Origin of the sequence: Micromonospora sp. NPDC051296, from assembly GCF_040682255.1 — a bacterium.
GTDB classification, from domain to species: Bacteria; Actinomycetota; Actinomycetes; order Mycobacteriales; family Micromonosporaceae; genus Micromonospora; species Micromonospora craterilacus.
The window spans coordinates 1-21,652 of the sequence record NZ_JBFBAO010000047.1 but is presented as its reverse complement, the minus strand read 5'-3'; the positions used below and the strand labels follow the sequence as shown (position 1 = coordinate 21,652).

Here is a 21,652-nt window from a genome sequence, read left to right as displayed (position 1 = left end):
CAGCGCCCACGGAAAGTGCCCCACCCGCCACGGAACGTGTCGGGTATCCGCCAGCCCGGGGTGCTCGCCGCTCCGCCCGGCCGTCGGCCGAGCAGCACCGCCGGCAGCGGATCGGGCCCGGTCGCCGTAGCATGCGTTGCCGTGACGAGCAGTACGGGCGACGAGATGCAGGGGCCAGCCGCGGTCATCTCGCTGACCACCGACTACGGACTGGCCGACGGATTCGTGGCGGCCTGCCACGGTGTGGTCGCGCGGCTCGCGCCGGCGGTCCGGGTGATCGACGTGACCCACCTGGTGCCGCCCGGGGATGTCCGCCGGGGCGCGGCGGTGCTCGCGCAGACCGTGCCGCACCTGCCGGCCGGGGTGCACGTGGCGGTGGTCGATCCGGGTGTGGGTACGGCCCGGCGGGGCGTCGCCCTGGCCACGCCCGGGGGCTTCCTGGTGGGGCCGGACAACGGTCTGCTGCTCGACGCCGCCGCCACACTCGGCGGGGTGACCGCCGCGGTCGAGTTGACCAACCCGAGGTGGCTGGCGTCCCGGGTGTCGGCCACCTTCCACGGTCGGGACGTGTTCGCGCCGGTCGCGGCCCGGCTGGCGCTGGGCGCGCCGCTGGCCGAGGCCGGCCCGGCGGTCGACCCGTCGACGCTGGTCCGGCTGCCCGACCCGGTGGTCGAGCCGGAGCCCGACGGGTTCACCGCCGAGGTGCTGACGGTGGACCACTTCGGCAACGTCCAACTGGCCGCCCCGGCCGACCTGCTGGCCCCGCTGCCGGCCCGGGTCCGGGTGGGTCCGGCCGGCGACGGCGAGGCGGGGCAGCGGGAGGCCGTGCACGGGCGTACGTTCGGCGACGCCCCGGTCGGCGCGCTGGTGGCGCACGCCGACTCGGCCGGCCGGGTTGCCCTCTCTGTGAACGGTGGCCGGGCCGCCGACCTGCTCGCCGCCACCCCCGGTACGCTGCTGCGGGTTCACGGATCCGCGCGCTCCTGACGCGCCTCGCGCCACACACGCCCGAAACGTCCATTGTGGAAAGCTGTGAGAGTGGAAAATCGCTGGGTACCCGCCGCCTGTCCCTGCTGCGCGTCCCGAACCGGCGGCGGCACCTGTCCCGTCTGCTTCTGGACCGACGACGGCCAGACCGACGCCGACGCCGACGTCGTACGCGGCGGGCCCAACGGCGAGTTGAGCCTGTCCATGGCCCGGCTCAACTTCGCCGTGTACAACGCCTGCCACCCCCGCTACCAGGACTCGGTCCGCGCCCCTCGACCCGAGGAACTGCCCTGACGGGCGAGGCAGAATGGCGGGGTGCCCGAAGGCGACACCGTCTGGAACACCGCCCGCGTGCTGGAACGCGCGCTGGCCGGCGCCCGGCTGACCGGTAGCGACTTCCGGGTGCCCCAGCTCGCCACCACCGACCTCACCGGCTGGGTGGTACGCGAATGCGCCAGCCGGGGCAAGCACCTGCTGCTCCGGCTCGACGGGCCCGCCGACGGGTCGCGCTGGACGCTGCACTCGCACCTGCGGATGGACGGCACCTGGCGGGCGTACGCCCCGGGGGAACGCTGGACGGCCCGGCCGGCGCACCTGATCCGGGTGGTGCTGCGTGCCCCGACCGCGACCGCCGTCGGCTACCACCTGCACGAGGTGGCCCTGGTGCCCACCGACGAGGAGGCCCGCCTCGTCGGCCACCTCGGCCCCGACCTGCTCGGCGAGGACTGGGATCCGGCCGAGGCCATCCGCCGGCTGTCCGCCCACCCCGACGCGGCCATCGGCCCGGCCCTGCTGGACCAGCGCAACCTGGCCGGCGTCGGCAACCTCTACAAGTGCGAGGTGCTGTTCCTGCGCGGGATCGACCCCCGGACGCCGGTCCGGGACGTTCCCGACCTGGGCTGCCTGGTCACCCTGGCCCAGGAGCTGCTGGCCGCCAACCGGGGCCGGTGGACCCAGAGCACCACCGGGTCGCTGCGCCGAGGCCAGACCAGCCACGTGTACGGGCGGCGGGCCCAACCGTGCCGCCGCTGCGGCACCGCCATCCGCAAGGAGGAGCAGGGCGAACGGGTCACCTACTGGTGCCCCACCTGCCAGCCCGGCACCACTACGTGACGGTGGGTACGGACCGGCCGGCGCGACCGCCGGTCACCGCACCTTCCGTGGAACTTCCACGCGACGGTCCGGGCAGGTTCGCCCAGGTGAACGGCCGGTCAGGCGAGCGGACCGGAGTGGCGCGGGCGACACGCCGGGAGACTCGCAGATTGGGACGATTGGGTACTTCCTAACTGGCCACCCGCGTCCCATGCTGCGGTTGAGCGCTCACGGAACGTCAGTACCGCGTAGCCGGGTCGCCACGTCGCGGTGGTGGCCGCCGCGCCCCGATTTTCGGGAGAGCCATGGCCGTGTTCCGCAGACTCCGGTCGACCTGGCTGGACCGGGCCGCCCGCAACGGCCAGCAGGGCCCGCCCGTGGCCGTGCCCGCCGCCCGGACCGGCCCGGGTCCGGACGCCGGCGCCGCCACCCACCCGGACCCCGTGGTCCCGACCGAAGCGGCCCGCACCGCCCCCACCGAGGCACCACCGGCACCGGCACCACCGCCGCCACGACCAGCACCGGCCAGCCTGGATCCGGCGGCGCTCCCCCGCTGCTTCGGCCCGGTGCCGAACCACGCGTACAGCCCGCTGCCGGTCCTCGACGACGCCGGAGAGGTGGTGGCCGGCACCGGGATACGCAAGTTCGTCGACCCGCTGCCCGGGCTGGGCACGCTGGGGCGTACCCCGCTCGGCGCCCACCTGCCGGTCGCGGTGCCCGACACCATCACCTACCCCGGCTGCGACTACTACGAGATCGGCCTCCAGGAGTACGCCCAACGCCTGCACCGCGACCTGCCGGCGACCCGGCTGCGCGGCTATCGGCAGCTCAACCTGGGCACCGACGTCGACGGGCACAACACCGTGGCCCCGCCGCCACGTCCCTGGCACCTCGGCCCGGTCGTGGTGGCCCGCCGGGGCCGGCCGGTGCGGATCAAGTTCATCAACCAGCTGCCCGCCGGCCGGGCCGGCAACCTCTTCCTACCGGTCGACCCGACCGTGCCCGGTGCCGGCGCGGGTCCGCTCGCCGGGCCGGCGCCCTACCCGCAGAACCGGGCGGTGCTGCACCTCTGCGGCGCGCTGACCGGCTGGATCAGCGCCGGCAACCCCTGGCACTGGATCACCCCGGCGGGTGAGATCACCCCCTACCCGACCGGCACCGGGCTGACCCACGTCCCCGACATGGCCCATCCCGGGCAGGGCGCCACCACCCTCTTCTTCCCGAACGAGCAGAGCGGTCGGCTGCTCTGGTTCCACGACAACACCGTCGGGCTGTCCCGGCTGACCGCCTACTCCGGGCAGGTCGCGCTCTACCTGCTCACCGACGAGGCACAAGAGCGGCTGGTCGCCGACGGGGTGCTGCCCGCCGAGGAACTGCCGCTGGTCTTCGAGGACAAGACGTTCGTGCCGGACGACGCGCAGCTCGCCGCCCAGGATCCGACCTGGGACCGGGACCGCTGGGGCGCCCGCGGCACGCTCTGGCACCCGCACGTCTACCAGCCCCGGCAGAACCCGTACCGGCCGGACGGGCTCAACCCGACCGGCCGGTGGGACTACGGGCCGTGGTCGCGTACCGCGACGGCCGCCGGCCCGGACACACCCGCCACGGCGGTGCCCAACCCGCACCACGACCCGGTCACCGACCCGGACGAGCCGCCGGAGGTCCCCGGCGTGCCGCAGCCGAGCGCGGTGCCCGCCGCGTACGGCGACACCGTGCTGGTCAACGGCGCCGCGTACCCGTACCTGGAGGTCGAACCCCGGCTCTACCGGTGGCGGATCCTGAACGCCTGCACCGATCGCTGGCTCAACCTCCAGCTGTACCGGGCCGGCTCCGACGCGCCGATGTGGACGCCCGAGGGCAGGCTGGCCGACGCCGACGCCGGCGAGGTGCCGATGGTCGAGGCCGTCCGCGCGCCCGACCGGCCGGCGGGCTGGCCGACCGACGGCCGGCCCGGCGGCGTGCCGAGCCCGGACGCCGCCGGGCCCGACCTGATCCGGATCGGCAACGAGTGCGGCCTGCTGCCGGCCCCCGTGGTGATCCCCAGCCAGCCGGTCGGGTTCCGGTTCGACCGGCGCGACCCGACCGTGCTCAACGTCGAGGGCCACGCGCTGCTGCTGGCCCCCGGCGAGCGGGCCGACGTTCTGGTGGACTTCGAAACGGTCGCGCCGGGCAGCACCCTGATCCTCTACAACGACAGCCCCGCCCCGCTGCCCGCCTTCGACCCCCGGTACGACCACCACACCGGCGGGCCGGACCGGACCGCCGAGGGTGGCGCGCCGCCGACCCGGCCCGGGTACGGCCCGAACACCCGCACCCTGATGCAGCTGCGGGTGGCCGGCAGCTCCGCCCCGCCGTACGACCTCGACCGGCTGCGCGACCGGCTGCCCGGCGCTTACGCGGCCAGCCAACGCCCCCCGGTCGTGCCGCAACCGGCGTACGACCCCAGCTTCGGCACCGTCACCGCCGGCCCGACCCGGGTACCGGTGCACGCCACCGGGGTCGAGTTCACCCCGCCCGGTGGCGCCGCGCCGGTGACCCTGCCGCTGGAGGTCAAGGCCGTGCGTCCGGTCTTCGAACCCGGCCACGGCCGGCTCACCGGCCGCCTCGGCGTCGGGCACCCGCAGGCCGGGCCACTGGCCGAGGCGACCCTGCCGCTCGGCCCGACCGACCCGGCGACCGAAGTGCTGCACGTCAGCGATCCGGCCGTCGCGGTCGGCACGCCCGGCGACGGCAGCCAGCTGTGGCGGGTACGCGGGACGGGCCGGCAGAGCCACCCGGTGCGGTTCGACGGCCTGGAGGTGCAGGTGGTCAGCCGGGTCGGCCGCGACGGCACGATCCGGCCGCCGCATCCGGGCGAGCTGGGCTGGAAGCAGATCGTCCGGGTCGACCCGGGCGAGGACGTGGTGCTCGCACTGCGGCCGGAGGCACCGCCCCTGCCATTCAAGATCGGCGACAGCGTACGGCTGCTCGACCCGACCCGGCCGGCCGGCGTACGGACCGGAACCACCTCGATCAGCCCGCTCGACGGCCGGCCCGCCTCGGTGGTCAACCAGTTGGTCAACCTGGGCTGGGAATACCGCTGGTCGAGCGGCGCGGGCGGGCACCGCGACCAGGGCATGAGCCGACCACTGGTGGTACGCGTCTCCCCCCGCTCACCCACCGGACTGACCGCCACCCCCGCCCCCGGCAAAGCGACCGCCCTGCCGGCGATCGCCCTGACCTGGACCGGCAACGGCAGCCGCCCGGCGGCCACCAGCCACCTGCTGCAACGCGCCACCGACGCGACGTTCACCAACGGGCTGACCGAGATCACCGTGGCCGCTACGGCCACCCGGTACACCGACGCCACCGTCACCCCCGGGGTGACCTACCACTACCGGATCCGGGCGGAGAACGAGGTCAGCTGCTCAGCCTGGTCGAACGCCGTCCCCGCAGCGGTACAGCTCGCCGCCCCGGCCGGCTTGACCGCGACGATCCCACCCGCCGCCCCACTGCGGGTCGCGCTGCGCTGGACGAACCGCTCCTTCGCCACCGGAATAGACGTCCAGCGGGCGACCAACCCGACCTTCACCAGCGGACCCGGCACCACCGCGATCGGCGTCGGCGACCACCACCTGGACGCGGCGCTCGCCCCGGACACCACGTACTACTACCGGGTACGCACCACCTACCTGGGTGCGGCCTCGCCCTGGTCCACCGTCGCCACGGTGACCACCCCACCAGCGCCGGGCACCCCGACGTCGGTGAGCGTGGCCACCAGCGCGCCGGGACCGGACACCGCGACGGTGGTCCTGGGCTGGGCGGCCAGCACCCCCGCCGGCCAGGGTGCCGGGTTCACCGTGGAACGAGCCCTGGACCCGGCGTTCACCCGGGAACTGGCCACCTTCACGGTCACCGGTCGGGGCTTCACCAACACCGGGCTGACCCGGGGCGTCACCTACCACTACCGGATCCGCTCGTTCAACGTGGTCGGCGCCTCCGCGTTCACCGGCCCGATCCCGGTCACCACCCCGGAATGATCGTCTCCGGCGGCCCCGCAAGGCCCGTCGTGGTCGTCTCGGCGCCGGCACCGGCCAGCGCCGCCGACCACGGCGTCACACCAGACTCGCGTACGCACAGCCTGGCGATCCTCTTCACTGAGGGTCGTCTCGCCGAAGTCGATGACGGTGACGTGACCAAGAGAGTCACGCAACGCCATGGCGAGGGCGATCGCGTCGTGCCGGTTGGTGATGGTGGTCGGGAGGTGCAATATCCAGCGAGGGGCGATCATCGTGTCCACCGAGTCGGCGGGGCGAACAGCCGGGTGGATACGAGGACCTGCGTACGTTCGCCGCGCTGGCAGCGCGGGGTGACCTTGGGTGCCCTCGACCCAGACCCACTGCTCCCGCTCAGGACGGTTGAGCACCAGCCGGACCCCGGTGACCCGTAGCGTCACCGGCCCGTCGGCGGGGCGGTAGCGGTCGGCCGCCTCCATACGCAGTACCGCGCCGAGCCGTACCCGTAGGTCAAACACCACGCCTCCTCGTCGTCCGCCGTACCGTCCCCGGTGGGTCGGCGGGTTGGGGGTTGATCTGGAGGCCGGCGATCTGCGCGAAGACCTTCGCGGACGGGGAACTCACCGAATGGCGTTACATGACTGCTGAAGCATTGGAGCAGCATGGACCGCCCCGGCTCACCCGCAGGATCCGCACGGCAATCGGGGCGCGCAGCGGCGGCGCTTCCACGTATGCCGAGCATGGCAGCGCAGGAATCTAGACCACGGTTTCGATACACGTTCAAGGCAGCCCTGAGCGGGCCGCACGCGCTGACGACGCCTGGGCGCGTGTCTGACGCTCCACTCAGCGCAAGTGAATCGGATGGCGGAAGGGGCACAGGAATCGCCGAGGACATTGCCGAGGTTCATTCCCGTTCGCTAGATCATCGTCGGGCAACCTTGATCGGCTAAACCGGGCGCGCCGTCCACGCGAGATCTTGGACAGTTCCCGTTATCGCGTAACGGGAACTGTCCAAGATCTCCCGCCCATCTCCCGCCATGCGGGAAGCACACCCTGATTGATCAGGCCGGAGGAGGAAAGCGTGAGAGAAATCGCCGGAACAAGCACTTGGTTTGTTTTCCTAGGGCTGATCTTGACGTCATCTGTCATCGCCGCCTTTGCAGGGAAACAGCACACAGCGTGTTTCTGTCCGATCGATGTGGGTCTACAAAAGGCGTGGGTGTATGGGGTTCAAAAACCGCCAGCGGCATGGAGCGTTGGCACCGCGTGTCAGGTCAAGCTCTAGATCGACCTGGGTCACCCTTCGCAGCCGTCGGGCAGACCGCACATGCCCTCCACCATCAGATACACGAAGATAAAAGCCAGGACGGCAAATACGGCTGCGCCAGCCACGCACCCGGCAATCGCCAGACCGCGACCACGTTGCCTGGTCGTCTTGATCTGCTTCAGTCCCACGACGCCTACGGCAACCGCGCATCCGCCGAGCAGCAGCACAGGGAGTAGACCTCCGATCAGCAGGTCTGTCAGCTCAGCTAGGCCCGCGCTGACGTACAGCAGCGGAACCACGCCCATGCAGAAGGCGATGATCGCCAGCGGGTTGTACTTTGGCTGATTCTCGGAGAGCTGCTCGGTCATGGCACGTCCCATCTTCTCTTCGCCGCTCTGATGCTTCGGCTGCGGCGCCACGAGGCTCGCCCGTCCGAGGATCATGAGTGGAGACACCAGGATGGATCATGCGGGCGGGTAAGGGAAGGCGGGCTGAGACTGCGGCCTGAGCCGGGTGCTTCGTGGAGCCGGCAGCGCAGAGGCATCGACCTGCCAGGCGGTGCCCAGGAGCTATCCGACGTCGAAGGCGGCCGTTGGAGATCGCACCGTCCAGAGCTACGGATTAGAAGGTGGCTGTACAGCCACCGGTACAGCCAAGCCCGCCGACGGACATGGTCCCGGGTCGACAGTGGGCGCTACGGCGAGCAGGTCAGCGGCAGTCACCGACGCCGGCAGACAGCAGTCTCGATCTTTGCAAGGCAGAGGTTGCGCGCTTGCGGACCGCCCTGCGGGCGGCCTCCGGCCGTCCTCGGGCGTCCGCAGCGCCGTGCAGAATGCCTGCAATGATCTTGGAACGCCGCGCAGACAGAGATCCCGGACGCGCAGGTGGCGGCCTACAGTGGGTGGCTTGCCTCAGTCGCCTTCCTAAGCCGTGTGTCGCAGGTTGGATTCCCTGCCCCCCGTTAGTCCTGAACGGAAGGTTGGCAGCAGCCGGTTGCCCAAGCAGGAGGCCGCGATCAGGAGCCGTTGGACGGAAACGCCCGCGATACGGCCTCTGAAGGTTGCCTACGCCACGTCGGTACCAAGGACGACCGGGCTCAGGCAGCGCCCGCCGGTCGGGTGGCGTGCAGGTCTGCGAGGAAGGCGTCCAACTCGTCGTCAGACTCAAACAATCCGGCCGAGCGAGGTCGTCAACCGAGGCGGCAGGCCGTATGCCCTGCCGACGGGCCAACTCCTCCGCCGCTACGTGCTCGGCGGTGGGCCACTCGGGCACCTGCCTCGACATCGCGCCTCGCCTCCTCCACCACACGAAAGGCGCATTCTCCCAAGGACAGAACCGCCGACGCCCAGTCGCCGGGCCTGGTGCAGTCAGGGAGTGGCAGTGGGGCGGCCGACGGCGCGCAGTTCGGAGAGGGCGGAGGCGAACCCGTGCAGCAGGTCGGTCGCCTCGGTGAGCCGGGCAGCCGCCGGGTGTTCGGACTCAGGGCGGTACTCCTCGGCCAGATAGCCAGCCGCGGCCACCACCAGCCGTTCGTACGCCGCCACGCCGGTCTCCAGCTGCCCGGTCAACGCCTGGTGCGCCTCGGCCAGCGGCGCCCGGGCGTCGGCCGGGGCGAGCCGTACCGCTCGTTCCACGCTGGCCACCCGGTTGGCCAGGTCGCGTAGGGACTGCTCGGCGCCGGACGCCTCGGCGACGGCCGGTTCGGCGAGGCCGGTCAGCCGGCCGGCCATCCCGGCCATGGTCGACGCGGCCCGGTCCAGCCGGTCCCACGGCTCGGCGGCGCTGGTGCCGCGCAGCGCACCACGGGAGCGCACCCGTCGTACCTCGGCCACCACGCCAGCTCCCACCGGCAGCCGTTCCACGGCGGCGACCAGGCGGGCCCGGTTGCGGGCGGCGGCCTGGGCCGGGTCGAGCGCGGGCGGGGCGGGCTGCGCCGCCAGGGCGCGCAGATCCACCCAGCGCCAGGCGGCCAGCGCGGTGGAGGCTCCCGCAGCGGCGGCCCAGAACGCGTCGGCCAGGCCGATGCCGGCGTACGGGGTCAGGATGACGGTGGCACCACCGAGCCCACCGGCCAGTACGCTCCAGCGCCGGGCGGAGCGTCGCAGCTTGCCCAGCCGCCGGAAGTACCGGGTGCGCTCGTCTGCCACCGTCGCCTCCTTGACCGCCTGCTCAGCCGGCGGCGGTGGTGTCGCCGGTGCCGCGTTCCCGGCTCATGCTGGCCCTGATCTCGTCGAGCCGGGCGACGGCCGCCGTTTCGCCGGCCGGCGCGGCCTGCTGACCGCCGACGGCACCGCGTTCCGGGGTGGCGCCGAGCTGCTCGCCGGCCATGCTGGCGCGGATCTGGTCAAGCCGGGCCGAGCCGGCAGTGTCCAGGGTGGCCTTCTGGATCTCCAGCATCCGACCCTCCGCCGAGTTGCTGGCCAGCTCGGCGCGGCCCATGGCGTTGGCGTAGCGGCGTTCGATGCGGTCGCGGACCTCGTCCAGGCTGGGCGTGGTGCCCGGCGCGGTGAGCGCCGACATGGACTCCAGCGACGCGGCCACGCTCTCCTGCATCTTGGCCTGCTCAAGCTGGCTGAGCAGCTTGGCGCGCTCGGCGAGCTTCTGCTGGAGGATCATCGAGTTGTTCTCGACCGCCCGGCGGGCCTGCCCGGCGGCGGCGAGCGCCTGGTCGTGCAGGGTCTTGAGGTCCTCTGCGGCCTGCTCGGCGGAAACCAGCTGGGTGGCCAGGGTCTGTGCGGACTGCTCGTAGCGCCCGGCCTCGGCCTCGTCGCCCTTGGCCCGGGACTGGTCGGCGAGGACCAGCGCCTGCCGGGCGTTGGACTGCAACCGCTCGACGTCGGACATCTGCCGGGACAGCTTCATCTCCAGCTGGCGCTGGTTACCGATCACCGCGGCGGCCTGCTGGACGAGCGCCTGGTGCTGCCGGTGCGCTTCGTCGATGGCCTGCTGGAGCTGCACCTTCGGGTCGGCGTGCTCGTCGATTCGGGCGCCGAACAGCGCCATCAGGTACTTCCAACCCTTGACGAACGGGTTCGCCATCTCCGCGGTATCCCCTCAGTAACGTCGCTGCGCCTGCCCCACCTTGGGTGGCCCAGCTCGGCCACCGGCGATGGTGGATCCATCGTCCCAGCCGGTCGCCAGCACGGCATCCGTACCGGCGAGAGCGGGAACGTTCCCGATCAAGCCTACGCGGCCCGTGCCAGCGCGACCATCGGCCGCCGGGCTCAGGCGGCGCAGACCACGTCCCGGTCGGTACGGTCGGCGGGCCGGACCCGGGCGGTGCGCAGGGTGGCCTTGAGCGGGGAGTCCTGCCGCACGGAGACGGCGACGGTGCCGTCCGAGCTGACCTGGCGTACGCCCCGGCCGGTGGCCTTCTCCACCGGTGCCGCGGCGACCGTCGTCGCCTCGGCCGGCTCGTCCTGGACCGGCACCAGCACGCCCGGCAGCTGTTCGGCGAGCGCGACCGTGTCGCTGACCTCGCGCAGCAGCTCGGACAGGCGGGCGCCCAGCGCGTCGCAGATCGCGGCGAGCAGTTCGCTGGAGGGTTCCTTCTGGCCGCGTTCGATCTCGGAGAGGTAACCCAGGCTGACGTTGGCGGCGGAAGAGACTTCGCGCAGCGTGCGGTGCTGCCCCTGCCGGCGCGCCCGTAGTGCGTCACCGATCACCCGGCGTAGCAGGACCATCGCACCTCCCCTGAGGGACACAGTTCGCCCGGCCGTCCGATCCGGCGGCGGCACCGGTTCCGGTCGTCGGAGCCTTCCCGCAACCGTACCCGCTGCGGGCCGCCACGACATCCCACCCCGCCCGGGGTACTCACCGCGTTGCTTCACGGTCCCGGCCGGGTCGGATCACCGGGCCGCCGACCGGGGGTCCGATTGATTCCCCGCTGTCCGGTTCAGCAGTCTCGGTGGTGGCCCGGCCCGGTCGGCGCCCCGGCGCCATCGGGGGCCTGGACATGGTCTTCGAGCAGGCGCAGCGCCTCGGTCACCGCCGCCGTCCGGATGTGCTCCCGCCCACCGTCGAGGTCGAGTTGCCGCACCTCGGTGCCGTGCGGGCCGGCCACCGCGACGAAGACCAGCCCGACCGGCTTGCGGTCCTGCGGCTCCGGGCCGGCCACCCCGGTGGTGGCCAGGCCCCAGTCGGCCCCGCAGCGCCGCCGCCCGCCCTCGGCGAGCGCCACCGCCACGTCGGGGTCGACCGGGCCGCGCTCGGCCAGCAACTCCGCCGGTACGCCGGCCAGCCGTTCCTTCAGCTCGGTGGCGTAGACGACCAGCCCACCCCGGTAGACGGCGCTCGCCCCCGCGACGTCGACGATCGTGGCGGCCAGCAGTCCGCCGGTCAGCGACTCGACGGTGGCCAGCGTCTCCCGCAGGTCGGTGAGGCGGTGCACCACGCCGGCCGCCGCGCTGCCCATCGCCCCGTCGGCTGCTCTCCTGCTCACGCCTCGCATCCTGCCCCACGAGGCGACGGTCCACCCACCGCAGCGCCAGGCTCCGCCGGCGCAGCGGTCACGGCCGCGCCGGGGCACAGGGCTGGGTTCAGCCGGCGCAGCGGTCACGGCCGCGCCGGGCCACAGGGCTGGGTTCAGGCGGCGGTGCGGCGCAGCCGCAGGGCCTGGGCGATGTAGTCGAAGCCGGTGACGACGGTGACGGCCACCGCCGCGGCCATGATCCAGGGACCGACCGCGGCGAGGGCGGCCGGCATCGGCCACAGGTACCAGGCGATGGCCAGGATCTGCAGGGCAGTCTTGATCTTTCCGCCCCGACTCGCGGCGATCACCCCGCGCCGGATCACCCAGAACCGCAGGGCCGTGATGCCCAGCTCACGGGCGAGGATGACCGCCGTCACCCACCATGGCAGCCGGTCGTACCAGGAGAGCAGCAGCAGGGCGGCGCCGGTGAGCGCCTTGTCGGCGATCGGGTCGGCGACCTTGCCGACCGCGGTGACGAGCGCGAACCGGCGGGCGATCCAGCCGTCGACCAGATCCGTCACCGAGGCGACGGCGAAGATCACACAGGCGATGATCTGCCAGTCGGCGTGCGTCATGCCGGAGACGACCACGGAGGCACCGAACACCGGCACCAGCACCAGCCGCAGCGCGGTCAGGGCGTTGGCCGCGTTGACCACCGGCACCCGGGCCACCACCGGTCCCGGCGTGGACTCCGTCGCCTCGGTCATCGGCCCGCTCTCGGGCACCACACCTCGTCGCTCCCCCGCCTCTTCCCGGCCTGCTGTCACCGGGTCGCGCCGGGCGCCGCCGAGATCATCTCGTCCGGTACGGCGATCAGGTCGACGCCCTCGGTGCCGGTCACCGTGGCCCGGACCAGGTCACCCGGGCGCAGCGCGGCCAGGTCGACCCCGCCGCCGTCCGGCGCGACCAGCGTGGTGGAGCCGTCCACCTCCGGCGCCTGATGCGCGGCCCGCCCCTCGACGACACCGCCGTCGACCGAGTCGACCAGCACCTCGACCGTCGAGCCGAGGCGGTCCTCGGCCCGCTGCGAGCACAGCTCGTCGGCGAGCGCGCTGAGCTTGTCGTACCGTCGCTTGATGGTGGCTGCGGAGACCTTGCCCGGCAGCCCGGCGGCCTCGGTGCCGTCCTCGTCGCTGTAGTCGAAGACCCCGATCGCGTCGAGCCGGGCCTCGGTGAGGAAGCGCACCAGCTCGTCCACGTCGGCCCGGGTCTCGCCGGGGAACCCGACGATGAAGTTGCTCCGCGCGCCGGCCTGCGGTGCCAGCGCCCGCGCCGAGGCCAGCAGTTCCAGGAAACGGTCGGTGGAGCCGAAACGGCGCATCCGGCGCAGCACGGGCTCGCTGGAGTGCTGGAACGACAGGTCGAAGTAGGGGGCCACGCCCGGCGTGGTGGCGATCGCCTCGACCAGGCCGGGCCGGGTCTCCGCCGGCTGGAGGTAGCTGACCCGGACCCGGACGAGGCCGTCGATCGCGGCAAGCTGCGGCAGCAGCTTCTCCAGCGCGCGGGGGTCGCCCAGATCCTTGCCGTACGACGTCGAGTTCTCGCTGACCAGGACCAGTTCGCGTACGCCGCTCTTGGCCAGCCACTCGGCCTCGGCGAGCAACTCGTCCGGGGTGCGGGAGACGAAGGCGCCCCGGAACGCGGGGATTGCGCAGAACGCGCAGCGCCGGTCACAGCCGCTGGCCAGCTTGAGCGAGGCGACCGGGCCGCTGTCGAGCCGGCGGCGCAACACCGGACGCAGGTGCGCGGGGGTGTGCTCGTCGACGTCGGCGCCGGAGCCGTGCCCGGGCAGCGACACCGCGCTGTCCCGCCGGGCGACCGGGGTCAGGGGCAGCAGCTCGCGCCGGTCGCGGGGGGTGTGCGCGGCGAAGTCCTGGCCGGCGACCACCGCGTCCAGCCGGGCGGAGATCACCGGGTAGTCGTCGAAGCTGAGCACCGCCTGGGCCTCGGGGAGGCTGTCGGCCAGCTCCCGGCCGTACCGCTCGGCCATGCAACCGGCGGCGACCACCTTGGCCCCGGTGTCGGCGGCGGCCAGCAGCGTCTGGATCGAATCCTGCTTCGCCTTCTCCACGAAACCGCAGGTGTTGACGACCACCACGTCGGCGCCCTCGCCGTCGGTCGTCACCTGCCAGCCGTCGGCGTGCAGGCGGGCGGCCAGTTCCTCCGAGTCGACCTCGTTGCGGGCACAGCCCAGCGTCAACAGGGCGACCCGGCGGCCGTCGTGGTCAGGAGCGGAGGTGGCAGACACCATCCGAGGGTACCGGGCGTCGGCACCGGGCCCGGCAACGGCAGGGTGCGCCGTCAGCGGGCCGGGGCGAGGACCCGGACCAGGCGGTCGAGGAGGAACACCTCGGTACCGGCGAGGCCGACCGAGCAGAAGACCGAGATCTGGTCCGCGCCGGTGCGGCCGGGTGCCGCGCCGGCCAGCACCGCGCCCAGGTCGCGCAGCCGGGACGCGTACGGCGGTTCCGCGGCGAGCATCGGCGGGACGTACGACTGGGACTGCGCCGGTGAGTCGCTGGCCAGTACGGCGGCGGCGTCCAGCAGGTCGGTGTCGAACTCCGCCCGGTCGCGCTGCTTGAAGCCGACCGCGTTGACGTGGGTGCCCGGGGACAAGTCGGCGGCGGCCAGCACCGGCGCCGCGCTGGTGGTGGCGAGCACCACCACGTCCCGGTCGCGTACGGCCGCCCGGACGGTGTCCACCGAACGGGCCGGGATGCCGAGTTCGACCCGGACCCGGGCGGCGAACGCCTCCCGACGGGCCGCCGAGCGACTGTGCACGGTCACCTCGCGCAGCGGGCGTACCGCGGCGGCGGCCCAGACCTGGGTCCACGCCTGGCGGCCGGAGCCGATCACGCCCAGCGTGGCCGCGTCCGGGCGGGCCAGCACGTCCACCGCGACCCCGCCCAGCCCGCCGGTACGCCGGGAGCCCAACTCCTCCCCCACCGCCACCGCCCGCACCGCGCCGGTACGCCCGTCGTGCAGCACCACCACCTGTTCGGTCTCGGGGTGCCCGAAGGTGTCGTACGCCCGGTATCCGTACCACTGCCCGACCAGGTGCCCGGCGGTGAGCACCATCCGCCCTCCGCCGAGCGGCGCGGCGGCCCGGGGCGGGGCGACCAGCCGGCCGTCGTGAGCGGCCAGCAGGGCCTGACGCATCGAGTCCACCGTGGTCGGTGCGTCCAGCGTGGCGGCGACGTCCGGGTCGGAAATGAGCACGGTCATGGCTCCATCGTGCAATTTGAAGCGAGGTTGAAGTCCATGCCGGGTGATCCGTTTCACCCGGACCGGCCGTCCCGTCCGGTGCTACGGTCGGTCCCGACGGCCCAGGTGGCCGTTCCGGACGAGTCGTGGGCGTACCCGGTCAGGCCAAGACGCCCCGTACCTGAACCCGACTCGTCCCGGCGCTCTGGTGGGCCCGGGCGGCCCGAAGAGGTGACCTGATGGCCTGGATCGTGCTGGTGCTTTCCGGACTGCTGGAGACGGCGTGGGCGATCGCCCTGGACCGCAGTGCCGGCTTCACCCGACCCGTCGCGTCGGTGGTCTTCGTGATCACGCTGGTGCTGAGCATGGCCGGCCTGGCGTACGCGCTGCGCGAGATCCCGGTCGGCACCGGGTACGCGGTGTGGGTCGGCATCGGCGTTACCGGTACCGCGCTGGTGGGGATGCTCGCGCTGGGCGAGTCGGCCAGCCTGCCCCGGATTCTCTGCCTGGTGCTGGTGGTCGCCGGGGTGATCGGCCTGAAGGTCTACCACTGACCTTCGGATGGTGCGGGCATCTCGGGCGGGCGTGGCAGCCACAGTCGGAGCCCGCCCATCCCGGAAGCGGTGCCGCAGCCGCCCATCGCTCCGCCGCGACGACAACCACCCGTGACGGTTGCCCTACGTGACGCCTCGGTGCCGTCGCCGGTCGCCCTTGTTGGTCCCACCTACCCACCAGGAGTCTGCCTCACCCACCGGCCAACTCCCACAACTCATTAGGCGGAAGGTGGTAGGGGGTGGGGTTGGCTGGCCGATACCGAACGTGATGGTCGACCGACGGGTGGGCTCAGCCGTGGTCGGCGACCAGGATCCGGTTACCGTCGGGGTCGGCGACGGTCGCCATCCGCTCGCCCCAGGGCTGCTTCTCCGGCTCGGCGACAACCTGCACTCCCGCCGCGCGGAGGTCCGCCACCGCGGCCCGGCAGTCCGCGACGTACACCCAGAGCGTGGTCGGGCCACTCGGCGACTCGTTCGCCTCCTGGCGGCCGATGCCGAGCTGCCCGTCTCCGAAGCGCAGGGAGACGTACGCCGGCTCGCCGGTCTCCGGGAACCGGTAGGTGACCACTCCCCCGAGCAGATCCACGTAGAAGCGCAACGCGGCGGGCAGGTCGGCGGCCGTGATGATCGGGAACACTTCGCCGGCCAGCGGCGCCCGGTCAGTCATCCCCACCCCGCAAGCCCTCCAGGACCTCTTCCAGCTCGTCCGGCTTGACCAGCACGTCGCGGGCCTTGGAGCCCTCGGAGGGGCCGACCACACCCCGGGTCTCCATCAGGTCCATCAGCCGGCCCGCCTTGGCGAAACCGACCCGCAGCTTGCGCTGGAGCATCGAGGTCGAGCCGAACTGCGAGGTGACCACCAGCTCGACCGCCTGCACCAGCAGGTCCAGGTCGTCGCCGATGTCCTCGTCGATCTTCTTCTTGCTGTCCTGCGCGGGCGCCAGCACGTCCGGGCGGAACTCCGGCTCGCGCTGGTTCTTGCAGAACTTGACCACGTCGGTGATCTCGCGCTCGGTGACCCAGGCGCCCTGGATCCGTACCGGCTTCGAGGCGCCCATCGGCAGGAACAGCCCGTCGCCGCGGCCGAGCAGCTTCTCCGCGCCGGGCTGGTCGAGGATGACCCGTGAGTCGGCCAGCGAGGAGGTGGCGAAGGCCAGCCGGGACGGCACGTTCGCCTTGATCAGGCCGGTCACCACGTCGACCGAGGGCCGTTGGGTGGCGAGCACCAGGTGGATTCCGGCGGCCCGGGCGAGCTGGGTGATCCGCACGATCGAGTCCTCGACGTCGCGCGGCGCGACCATCATCAGGTCGGCCAGCTCGTCGACGATCACCAGCAGATACGGGTACGGGCGCATCTCCCGCTCGCTGCCCGGCGGTGCCTTGATCTCGCCGTTGCGCACCTTGCGGTTGAAGTCGTCGATGTGCCGGACCCCGTTGGCGGCGAGGTCGTCGTACCGCATGTCCATCTCGCGGACCACCCACTCCAGCGAGTCGGCGGCCTTCTTGGCGTTGGTCACGATCGGGGTGACCAGGTGCGGGATGCCCTCGTAGCCGGTCATCTCGACCCGCTTCGGGTCGATCAGCAGCAGCCGCACCTCATCCGGGGTGGCCCGGGTCAGGACGGACACCAGCAGGGTATTGAGGCAAGAACTCTTGCCCGCGCCGGTGGCCCCCGCAATCAGGATGTGCGGCATCTTGGCGAGGTTGGCGACCACGTAGCCGCCCTCGATGTCCTTGCCGAGCGCCACCACCATCGGGTGGTGGTCGCTGGTGGCGACGCGCGAGCGGAGCACGTCGCCGAGCGCCACGTTCTCCGGGTCGGTGTTCGGGATCTCCACGCCGACCGCGCTCTTGCCCGGGATCGGGCTGAGGATGCGGACGTCCGGCGACTTCACCGCGTACGCGATGTTGCGGGAGAGCTGGGTGATCCGCTCGACCTTGACCCCGTGCCCCAGCTCGACCTCGTAGCGGGTCACCGTCGGGCCACGGGTGAACCCGGTCACCGCCGCGTCCACGTCGAACTGCTCGAAGACGCCGGTGAGCGCGGCGATCACCTCGTCGTTGGCCTTGCTGCGGCTCTTCGGTGCGGCCCCGGTGCCGAGCATGTTCGCCGGCGGCAGGGTGTAGTCGCCGGCCAACCCGGTCAGCGCGAGCTGCTCGGCCCGGGTCGGCGCGGGCGAGTGCTCCGGCGGCTCGACCGGCTTGCGGCTGGCCGGCACCCGGGACGGCGCCTTGCGCGGCAGCCGGATCGTCTCCTGGAGGTCCACGCCGTCCACGTCGTCGAACTCGTCCGGGTCGACCGGCGGCGGCGTCCGCTTCGCCGGGCGGCGGCGGGCCGGCGCGGCGGGCGCCTCGTCCGTCTCCGGTGGGCTCTGGCCGACCACGCTCCCGGCGAGCAGACCGAGCCGTTCGGGGATCTTGTTGATCGGCGTGGCGGTGACCACCAGCAGACCGAAGACGAGCAACAGGATCAGCAGCGGTACCGCGACCCAGGCGGTGACCGCGCGCTCCAGCAGGCTGCCCACGCCGGCGCCGACCAGGCCACCGGCGAAGTCCCGCTCGCCCGGGCCGGCCGGCTGCTGACCGATGTGCAGCATCGAGGCGGTGGCGACCAGCATGGAACCCCAGCCGATCAGGCCACGCCCACGGTGCTCGGGGTCGCCGGGCTGGCGCATCAGCCGCCAGGCGCCGATGCCGAGCAGCACCGGCACCACGATGGAGATGGCGCCGAGGAAGAGCCGGACCGTGTCGGCCAGCCGGGCACCGACCGGGCCGGCCGCCGAGAACCAGAGCGCTCCCGCGCTGAGCAGGGCGAGACCGATCAGCAGCAGACCCGCGCCGTCCCGGCGGTGCTCCGGGTCGAGATCGCGGGCCGAGGCGGCCTGCCGGCCGGCGGCACGCACCGCCCAGCCGACCCCGTGGGCCAGGCCCATCCACAGTGCCTGGACCGCCCGGCCGAGGTACGCCGCGGGGCCGGGGCCCCTCGCCGTGGTGCGGCGCCGGGCCGGCGCGCGGGTCTTCTTCGCCGGTTGGCGGGCACGACTGTTCGTGCCACCGCGCGGCGACGCGCCGCGCCGCCGACTCGCCTGAGAGGTACGGCCCGCCATAGCATCACCGTAACGGCGGGCCCCGCGATACGCCGGTCTTCCTGGTCGCGTCCGCGTGTCGCAGCGCGGTCCCCGCCGTCTGCCGTGATATCCGCTGGCGAAGGGGTGCCCGATGGCGTCGCCGGAGTTCGAGGACGGTCCGGACGGCCCACTGGCCGGGCATCCGTCGACGTTACGCCCGCTGACCCAGGACCTCGTCGCGGCGGTGCTGGCCAGCCGGGGACACGCGGTGACCACCGACGCCGGCGGCGACCTGGTCGGCCGGTGGGCGGACGGCCACATCTGGTTCCTGCGCGCGGGCGACGCCGGGGAACTGCTCCAGGTGCGTACGGTCGCCGGGCACACCTTCCCGGTCGACTCCGTGCCGCTGCTGCACGAATTCTGCAACACCTGGAACCGTGACCGGTTCTGGCCGAAGGCGTTCGTCCACGTCGACGACGCCGGCCACGCCCGGGTCTGCGGCGAGGTCATCGCCGACCTGGAACGGGGGGTGACGCCGCACCAGCTGGACCGGCTGCTCGACCAGGGCATCTCGACCGGCTGCCGGCTGGCCGCCGAGGTCGGCCGGTTGGCCGGAACGGCGCGTCCGTGACCGGGCCGGCCGACGCGCTGGACGACGCGCGGGACATGCCGGACGGCGAGGCGCGGATCGCCGAACTGGAACGGGTCGCCGCCCTCGCCGAGGCGACCGGCGATCCACGGACCACACTGGACGCCTGGTCCGAGCTGGTCGAGACCCACCTGCGCGGAGGCGAACGGTGGCGGCTGTTCGAGCCCGTCCGACGCTGCCTCGACGCCGCCGGACGTGACCTGCGGGCCGGGGCCGGCCGCCGGGTCGGGCCCGACGACGAGACGCTGCGCCGCTACCAGCGGTACGCCGTCGAGGCGCTGCTCGGCACCCCGCGCATCGGCCTCGACCAGGCCCGGAGCATGCTCGACGGACTCGCCGATCGGGCGGCGACCGGCGTGGACGGCACGGCCGACACGGCCGGCACTGCGCTCGTCGCCCAGCTGCGCTGCCGGATCGCCGACCACGTGGGCGACGAACCGGCCGCCCGGCGTTGGCTGGGGCAGTGGCAGGCCGCCAGCCCGGACCCGGCCGCCGGCTGCCCCGGCTGCCTACCCGTACGCCAGGCCGAGCTGCTCGCCGGTTGGGGCGACTGGGCCGAGGCGCTCGCCGCTGTCGAGCCCGTGCTCGACGGTCCGGTCCGCTGCACCGCCCAGCCCGAGGCCGCCCTGACCGGTGCGCTGCTGCCCTGGCTGCGGGCGGACCGGGCGGACCGGGCGGCCCAGGCGCACGTCCGGGCGTACCGCCGGCATCGGGTGGCCCCCGACGGGTTCGGTCACCTCGCCACCCACCTGCGCTTCTGCGCGCTCGGTGGGCACCTCGAACGTGGGCTGGAGATCCTCGTCGAGCAGCTGCCCCGGCTCGATCAGCCGCACGAGGACCTGTCCGTCATGGAGTTCGCCGCGGCGGGCGCCCTGGTCTGCACGCTGGCGGCGGACCGATGGCAGGACCGGGCAGTACGCCGGCCGGCGTTCCGGCGGCGGCCGGCGGCGGAGGTCACGGTGGCCGCGCTCGGCGCCGAACTGCTCACCATCGCCACCGAGCTGGCCGGCAGCTTCGACGCCCGCAACGGCACCGGGCACCAGTCCGGCCGGATGGCCGCCTGGCTGACCGAACGCCCACTGGCCCCGCCCGTGCCGCTGCCGACCGAGACCGCACCGGAGCCGGGCGACGAGCAGGCCGAGCCGGGTGAGGCGTGGGACGGTGAGGCGTGGGACGGCGCGGGCCCGGCGGAGGCGACCGGCGGGCTGGCGCCGGACGAGCTGGGCGCGCTGACCGTAACGATGATCACAACCGAACTGGACCGGCGGGGCGACGGGTACGCGCTGGACGCGGCGGGCACGGTGCTGGGGCGCTGGGGCGACGCGGTGATCCAGTTCCGGCGGGCCGGGGAACGCGGCGAGATCCTGCACGCCCGGGTGGTCGCCGGTCGCCGGCTGCCGGCGGGCCGCCGCGCCGAGGCGTACGCGTTCTGCAACGGGTGGAACCGTGACCGGCTGCTGCCCAAGGCGTACGTGCACGATCCGGGCGACGGGGAGCTGGTGCTGGCCGGCGAGGTGACCACCGACCTGGCGCACGGGGTGGCCCCGGCCCAGGTCACGGTGCTGGTGGACGCGGCGGTGCGCACCGGCGTCGCGTACGCGGAGGCGGTCGCCGCCCTGCCCTGAACCTTCCCGCACCGGCCGCGGCGAGCCGTCGGGGCTGCGGGCCCGGCCGGGCGGGGACCGGCCGGGCCCGGCGGCTCAGCGCCGGTTGCTCAGGGCACGGAAGTTCTGCGTGGTGATCAGAGTCAGGTTGTTGCGTTGCAGGATCTCGTTGACCGGCTGGTAGAACGTGGTGCCGCCGCGGACACAGTCGCCCGAACCGCCGGAGGTGACGCCCTGGGCCTGGTTGCCCGAGATCCACGAGCCGCCGGAGTCGCCGGGTTCGGCGCAGACGTTGGTCCGGACCAGCCCGCCGACCAGCCCCTCCGGGTAGCGCACCGTGGCGTCGCGGGCCTGCACGGTGCCGCAGCGTACGCCGGTGGTGGAGCCGGAGCGGCAGATCGACGAACCGGCCGGCACCTCCTGTGAGCCGGCGACCCGGGCGATGCCGCCCCGGAAGTCGGTCACCTCGGGCAGCACCCTGGTGTTGTTGCTGTTCACCTGCACGAAGGCCCAGTCGTCGCCGGGGAAGGACGAGGACCGGAACACGCCCTGCGCGGCCCCGTCGGCGCCCCGGGTGCGGTCACCGACCCGCCCGCAGTGCCCGGCGGTGACGAAGCCGCCGACCACCGCGAAACCGACCGAGCAGCGGCCGCTGCCGATGAAGAACGGATCACCGCCGCGTACGTCGGCCAGCAGCCGCGGCTGCTCCTCGGTGGCCATCCGGACCGCCTGGCGGGGCACCCCGGCGCGGGCGACGAAGC

18 protein-coding genes, 1 pseudogene and 1 riboswitch are annotated in these 21,652 nt (G+C 73.3%); of the genes and pseudogenes, 7 read left to right on the top strand and 12 right to left on the bottom strand.

The features are described 5' to 3' along the window. Window positions 1-165: 165 nt before the first annotated feature. The 4 genes from AB0M52_RS08120 (at window position 166) to AB0M52_RS08105 (ending at window position 6,098) form a co-directional block, all read left to right on the top strand. Window positions 166-987 carry an SAM-dependent chlorinase/fluorinase gene (locus AB0M52_RS08120; RefSeq protein WP_363950508.1) on the top strand — a complete coding sequence of 274 codons (822 nt, stop codon included), beginning with the start codon at window positions 166-168 and terminating at the stop codon, window positions 985-987. Window positions 988-1,038: 51 nt separating this feature from the next. After that, window positions 1,039-1,281: a CPCC family cysteine-rich protein gene (locus tag AB0M52_RS08115; protein ID WP_111219991.1), complete on the top strand. Its 243-nt coding sequence runs from the start codon at window positions 1,039-1,041 to the stop codon at window positions 1,279-1,281. Window positions 1,282-1,302: 21 nt separating this feature from the next. Further along, window positions 1,303-2,100 (top strand): DNA-formamidopyrimidine glycosylase family protein, encoded by a 798-nt coding sequence (locus AB0M52_RS08110; RefSeq protein WP_363950490.1) that lies wholly within the window; start codon window positions 1,303-1,305, stop codon window positions 2,098-2,100. 284 nt (window positions 2,101-2,384) lie between these two features. Further along, window positions 2,385-6,098 carry a hypothetical protein gene (locus AB0M52_RS08105; RefSeq protein ID WP_363950487.1) on the top strand — a complete coding sequence of 1,238 codons (3,714 nt, stop codon included), beginning with the start codon at window positions 2,385-2,387 and terminating at the stop codon, window positions 6,096-6,098. Between the two features lie 14 nt (window positions 6,099-6,112). On the opposite strand, the pseudogene AB0M52_RS08100 reads toward AB0M52_RS08105, so the two are convergent. The 9 genes and pseudogenes from AB0M52_RS08100 to AB0M52_RS08060 form a co-directional block, all read right to left on the bottom strand. Continuing rightward, window positions 6,113-6,349, bottom strand: a pseudogene (locus AB0M52_RS08100) (hypothetical protein); the annotation flags it as partial. A gap of 1,021 nt (window positions 6,350-7,370) precedes the next feature. Beyond that, complete coding sequence (locus tag AB0M52_RS08095) at window positions 7,371-7,784, bottom strand: DUF4190 domain-containing protein (protein WP_363950485.1); 414 nt, start codon at window positions 7,782-7,784, stop codon at window positions 7,371-7,373. Between the two features lie 924 nt (window positions 7,785-8,708). Then, the gene (locus AB0M52_RS08090; RefSeq protein WP_363950482.1) at window positions 8,709-9,488 is read right to left on the bottom strand and encodes a hypothetical protein; all 780 of its coding nucleotides are present in this window, start codon (window positions 9,486-9,488) and stop codon (window positions 8,709-8,711) included. Window positions 9,489-9,510: 22 nt separating this feature from the next. Continuing rightward, on the bottom strand, window positions 9,511-10,380 hold the full coding sequence (locus tag AB0M52_RS08085) for a PspA/IM30 family protein (protein WP_363950479.1): 870 nt from the start codon (window positions 10,378-10,380) through the stop codon (window positions 9,511-9,513). A 185-nt stretch (window positions 10,381-10,565) separates the two neighbouring features. Further along, entirely contained in the window at window positions 10,566-11,024 is a 459-nt protein-coding gene (locus tag AB0M52_RS08080) for a helix-turn-helix transcriptional regulator (RefSeq protein ID WP_363950477.1), read from the bottom strand. Between the two features lie 212 nt (window positions 11,025-11,236). Next, on the bottom strand, window positions 11,237-11,755 hold the full coding sequence (locus AB0M52_RS08075; protein ID WP_363950505.1) for a CinA family protein: 519 nt from the start codon (window positions 11,753-11,755) through the stop codon (window positions 11,237-11,239). A gap of 170 nt (window positions 11,756-11,925) precedes the next feature. After that, window positions 11,926-12,519 (bottom strand): CDP-diacylglycerol--glycerol-3-phosphate 3-phosphatidyltransferase, encoded by a 594-nt coding sequence (gene pgsA / locus AB0M52_RS08070; protein ID WP_363950475.1) that lies wholly within the window; start codon window positions 12,517-12,519, stop codon window positions 11,926-11,928. Between the two features lie 56 nt (window positions 12,520-12,575). Next, entirely contained in the window at window positions 12,576-14,063 is a 1,488-nt protein-coding gene (gene rimO, locus AB0M52_RS08065; RefSeq protein ID WP_363950473.1) for a 30S ribosomal protein S12 methylthiotransferase RimO, read from the bottom strand. A gap of 50 nt (window positions 14,064-14,113) precedes the next feature. Continuing rightward, window positions 14,114-15,037, bottom strand: a complete 924-nt coding sequence (locus AB0M52_RS08060; RefSeq protein WP_363950471.1) for an ornithine cyclodeaminase family protein — start codon at window positions 15,035-15,037, stop codon at window positions 14,114-14,116. Window positions 15,038-15,129: 92 nt separating this feature from the next. Beyond that, window positions 15,130-15,196, top strand: a riboswitch (guanidine-III (ykkC-III) riboswitch). Between the two features lie 59 nt (window positions 15,197-15,255). Here AB0M52_RS08060 and AB0M52_RS08055 point away from each other — a divergent pair. Continuing rightward, the gene (locus AB0M52_RS08055) at window positions 15,256-15,570 is read left to right on the top strand and encodes an SMR family transporter (protein WP_363950469.1); all 315 of its coding nucleotides are present in this window, start codon (window positions 15,256-15,258) and stop codon (window positions 15,568-15,570) included. 289 nt (window positions 15,571-15,859) lie between these two features. Here AB0M52_RS08055 and AB0M52_RS08050 read toward each other — a convergent pair whose 3' ends face one another. Together AB0M52_RS08050 and AB0M52_RS08045 are read right to left on the bottom strand one after the other, a co-directional pair. Continuing rightward, on the bottom strand, window positions 15,860-16,237 hold the full coding sequence (locus AB0M52_RS08050) for a VOC family protein (RefSeq protein ID WP_363950467.1): 378 nt from the start codon (window positions 16,235-16,237) through the stop codon (window positions 15,860-15,862). Beyond that, window positions 16,230-18,677: a DNA translocase FtsK gene (locus AB0M52_RS08045; protein WP_363950465.1), complete on the bottom strand. Its 2,448-nt coding sequence runs from the start codon at window positions 18,675-18,677 to the stop codon at window positions 16,230-16,232. The genes AB0M52_RS08050 and AB0M52_RS08045 overlap by 8 nt, the downstream gene beginning before the upstream one ends. A 112-nt stretch (window positions 18,678-18,789) precedes the next feature. Here AB0M52_RS08045 and AB0M52_RS08040 point away from each other — a divergent pair, with 112 nt between their 5' ends. Together AB0M52_RS08040 and AB0M52_RS08035 are read left to right on the top strand one after the other, a co-directional pair. After that, the gene (locus tag AB0M52_RS08040; RefSeq protein ID WP_363950462.1) at window positions 18,790-19,269 is read left to right on the top strand and encodes a YbjN domain-containing protein; all 480 of its coding nucleotides are present in this window, start codon (window positions 18,790-18,792) and stop codon (window positions 19,267-19,269) included. 35 nt (window positions 19,270-19,304) lie between these two features. Further along, window positions 19,305-20,912 carry a YbjN domain-containing protein gene (locus AB0M52_RS08035; protein WP_363950501.1) on the top strand — a complete coding sequence of 536 codons (1,608 nt, stop codon included), beginning with the start codon at window positions 19,305-19,307 and terminating at the stop codon, window positions 20,910-20,912. Between the two features lie 75 nt (window positions 20,913-20,987). Here the strand turns inward: AB0M52_RS08035 and AB0M52_RS08030 are convergent. Beyond that, window positions 20,988-21,652, bottom strand: a 665-nt coding sequence (locus tag AB0M52_RS08030) for a S1 family peptidase (protein WP_363950459.1), incomplete at its 5' end; no start/stop codon positions are given.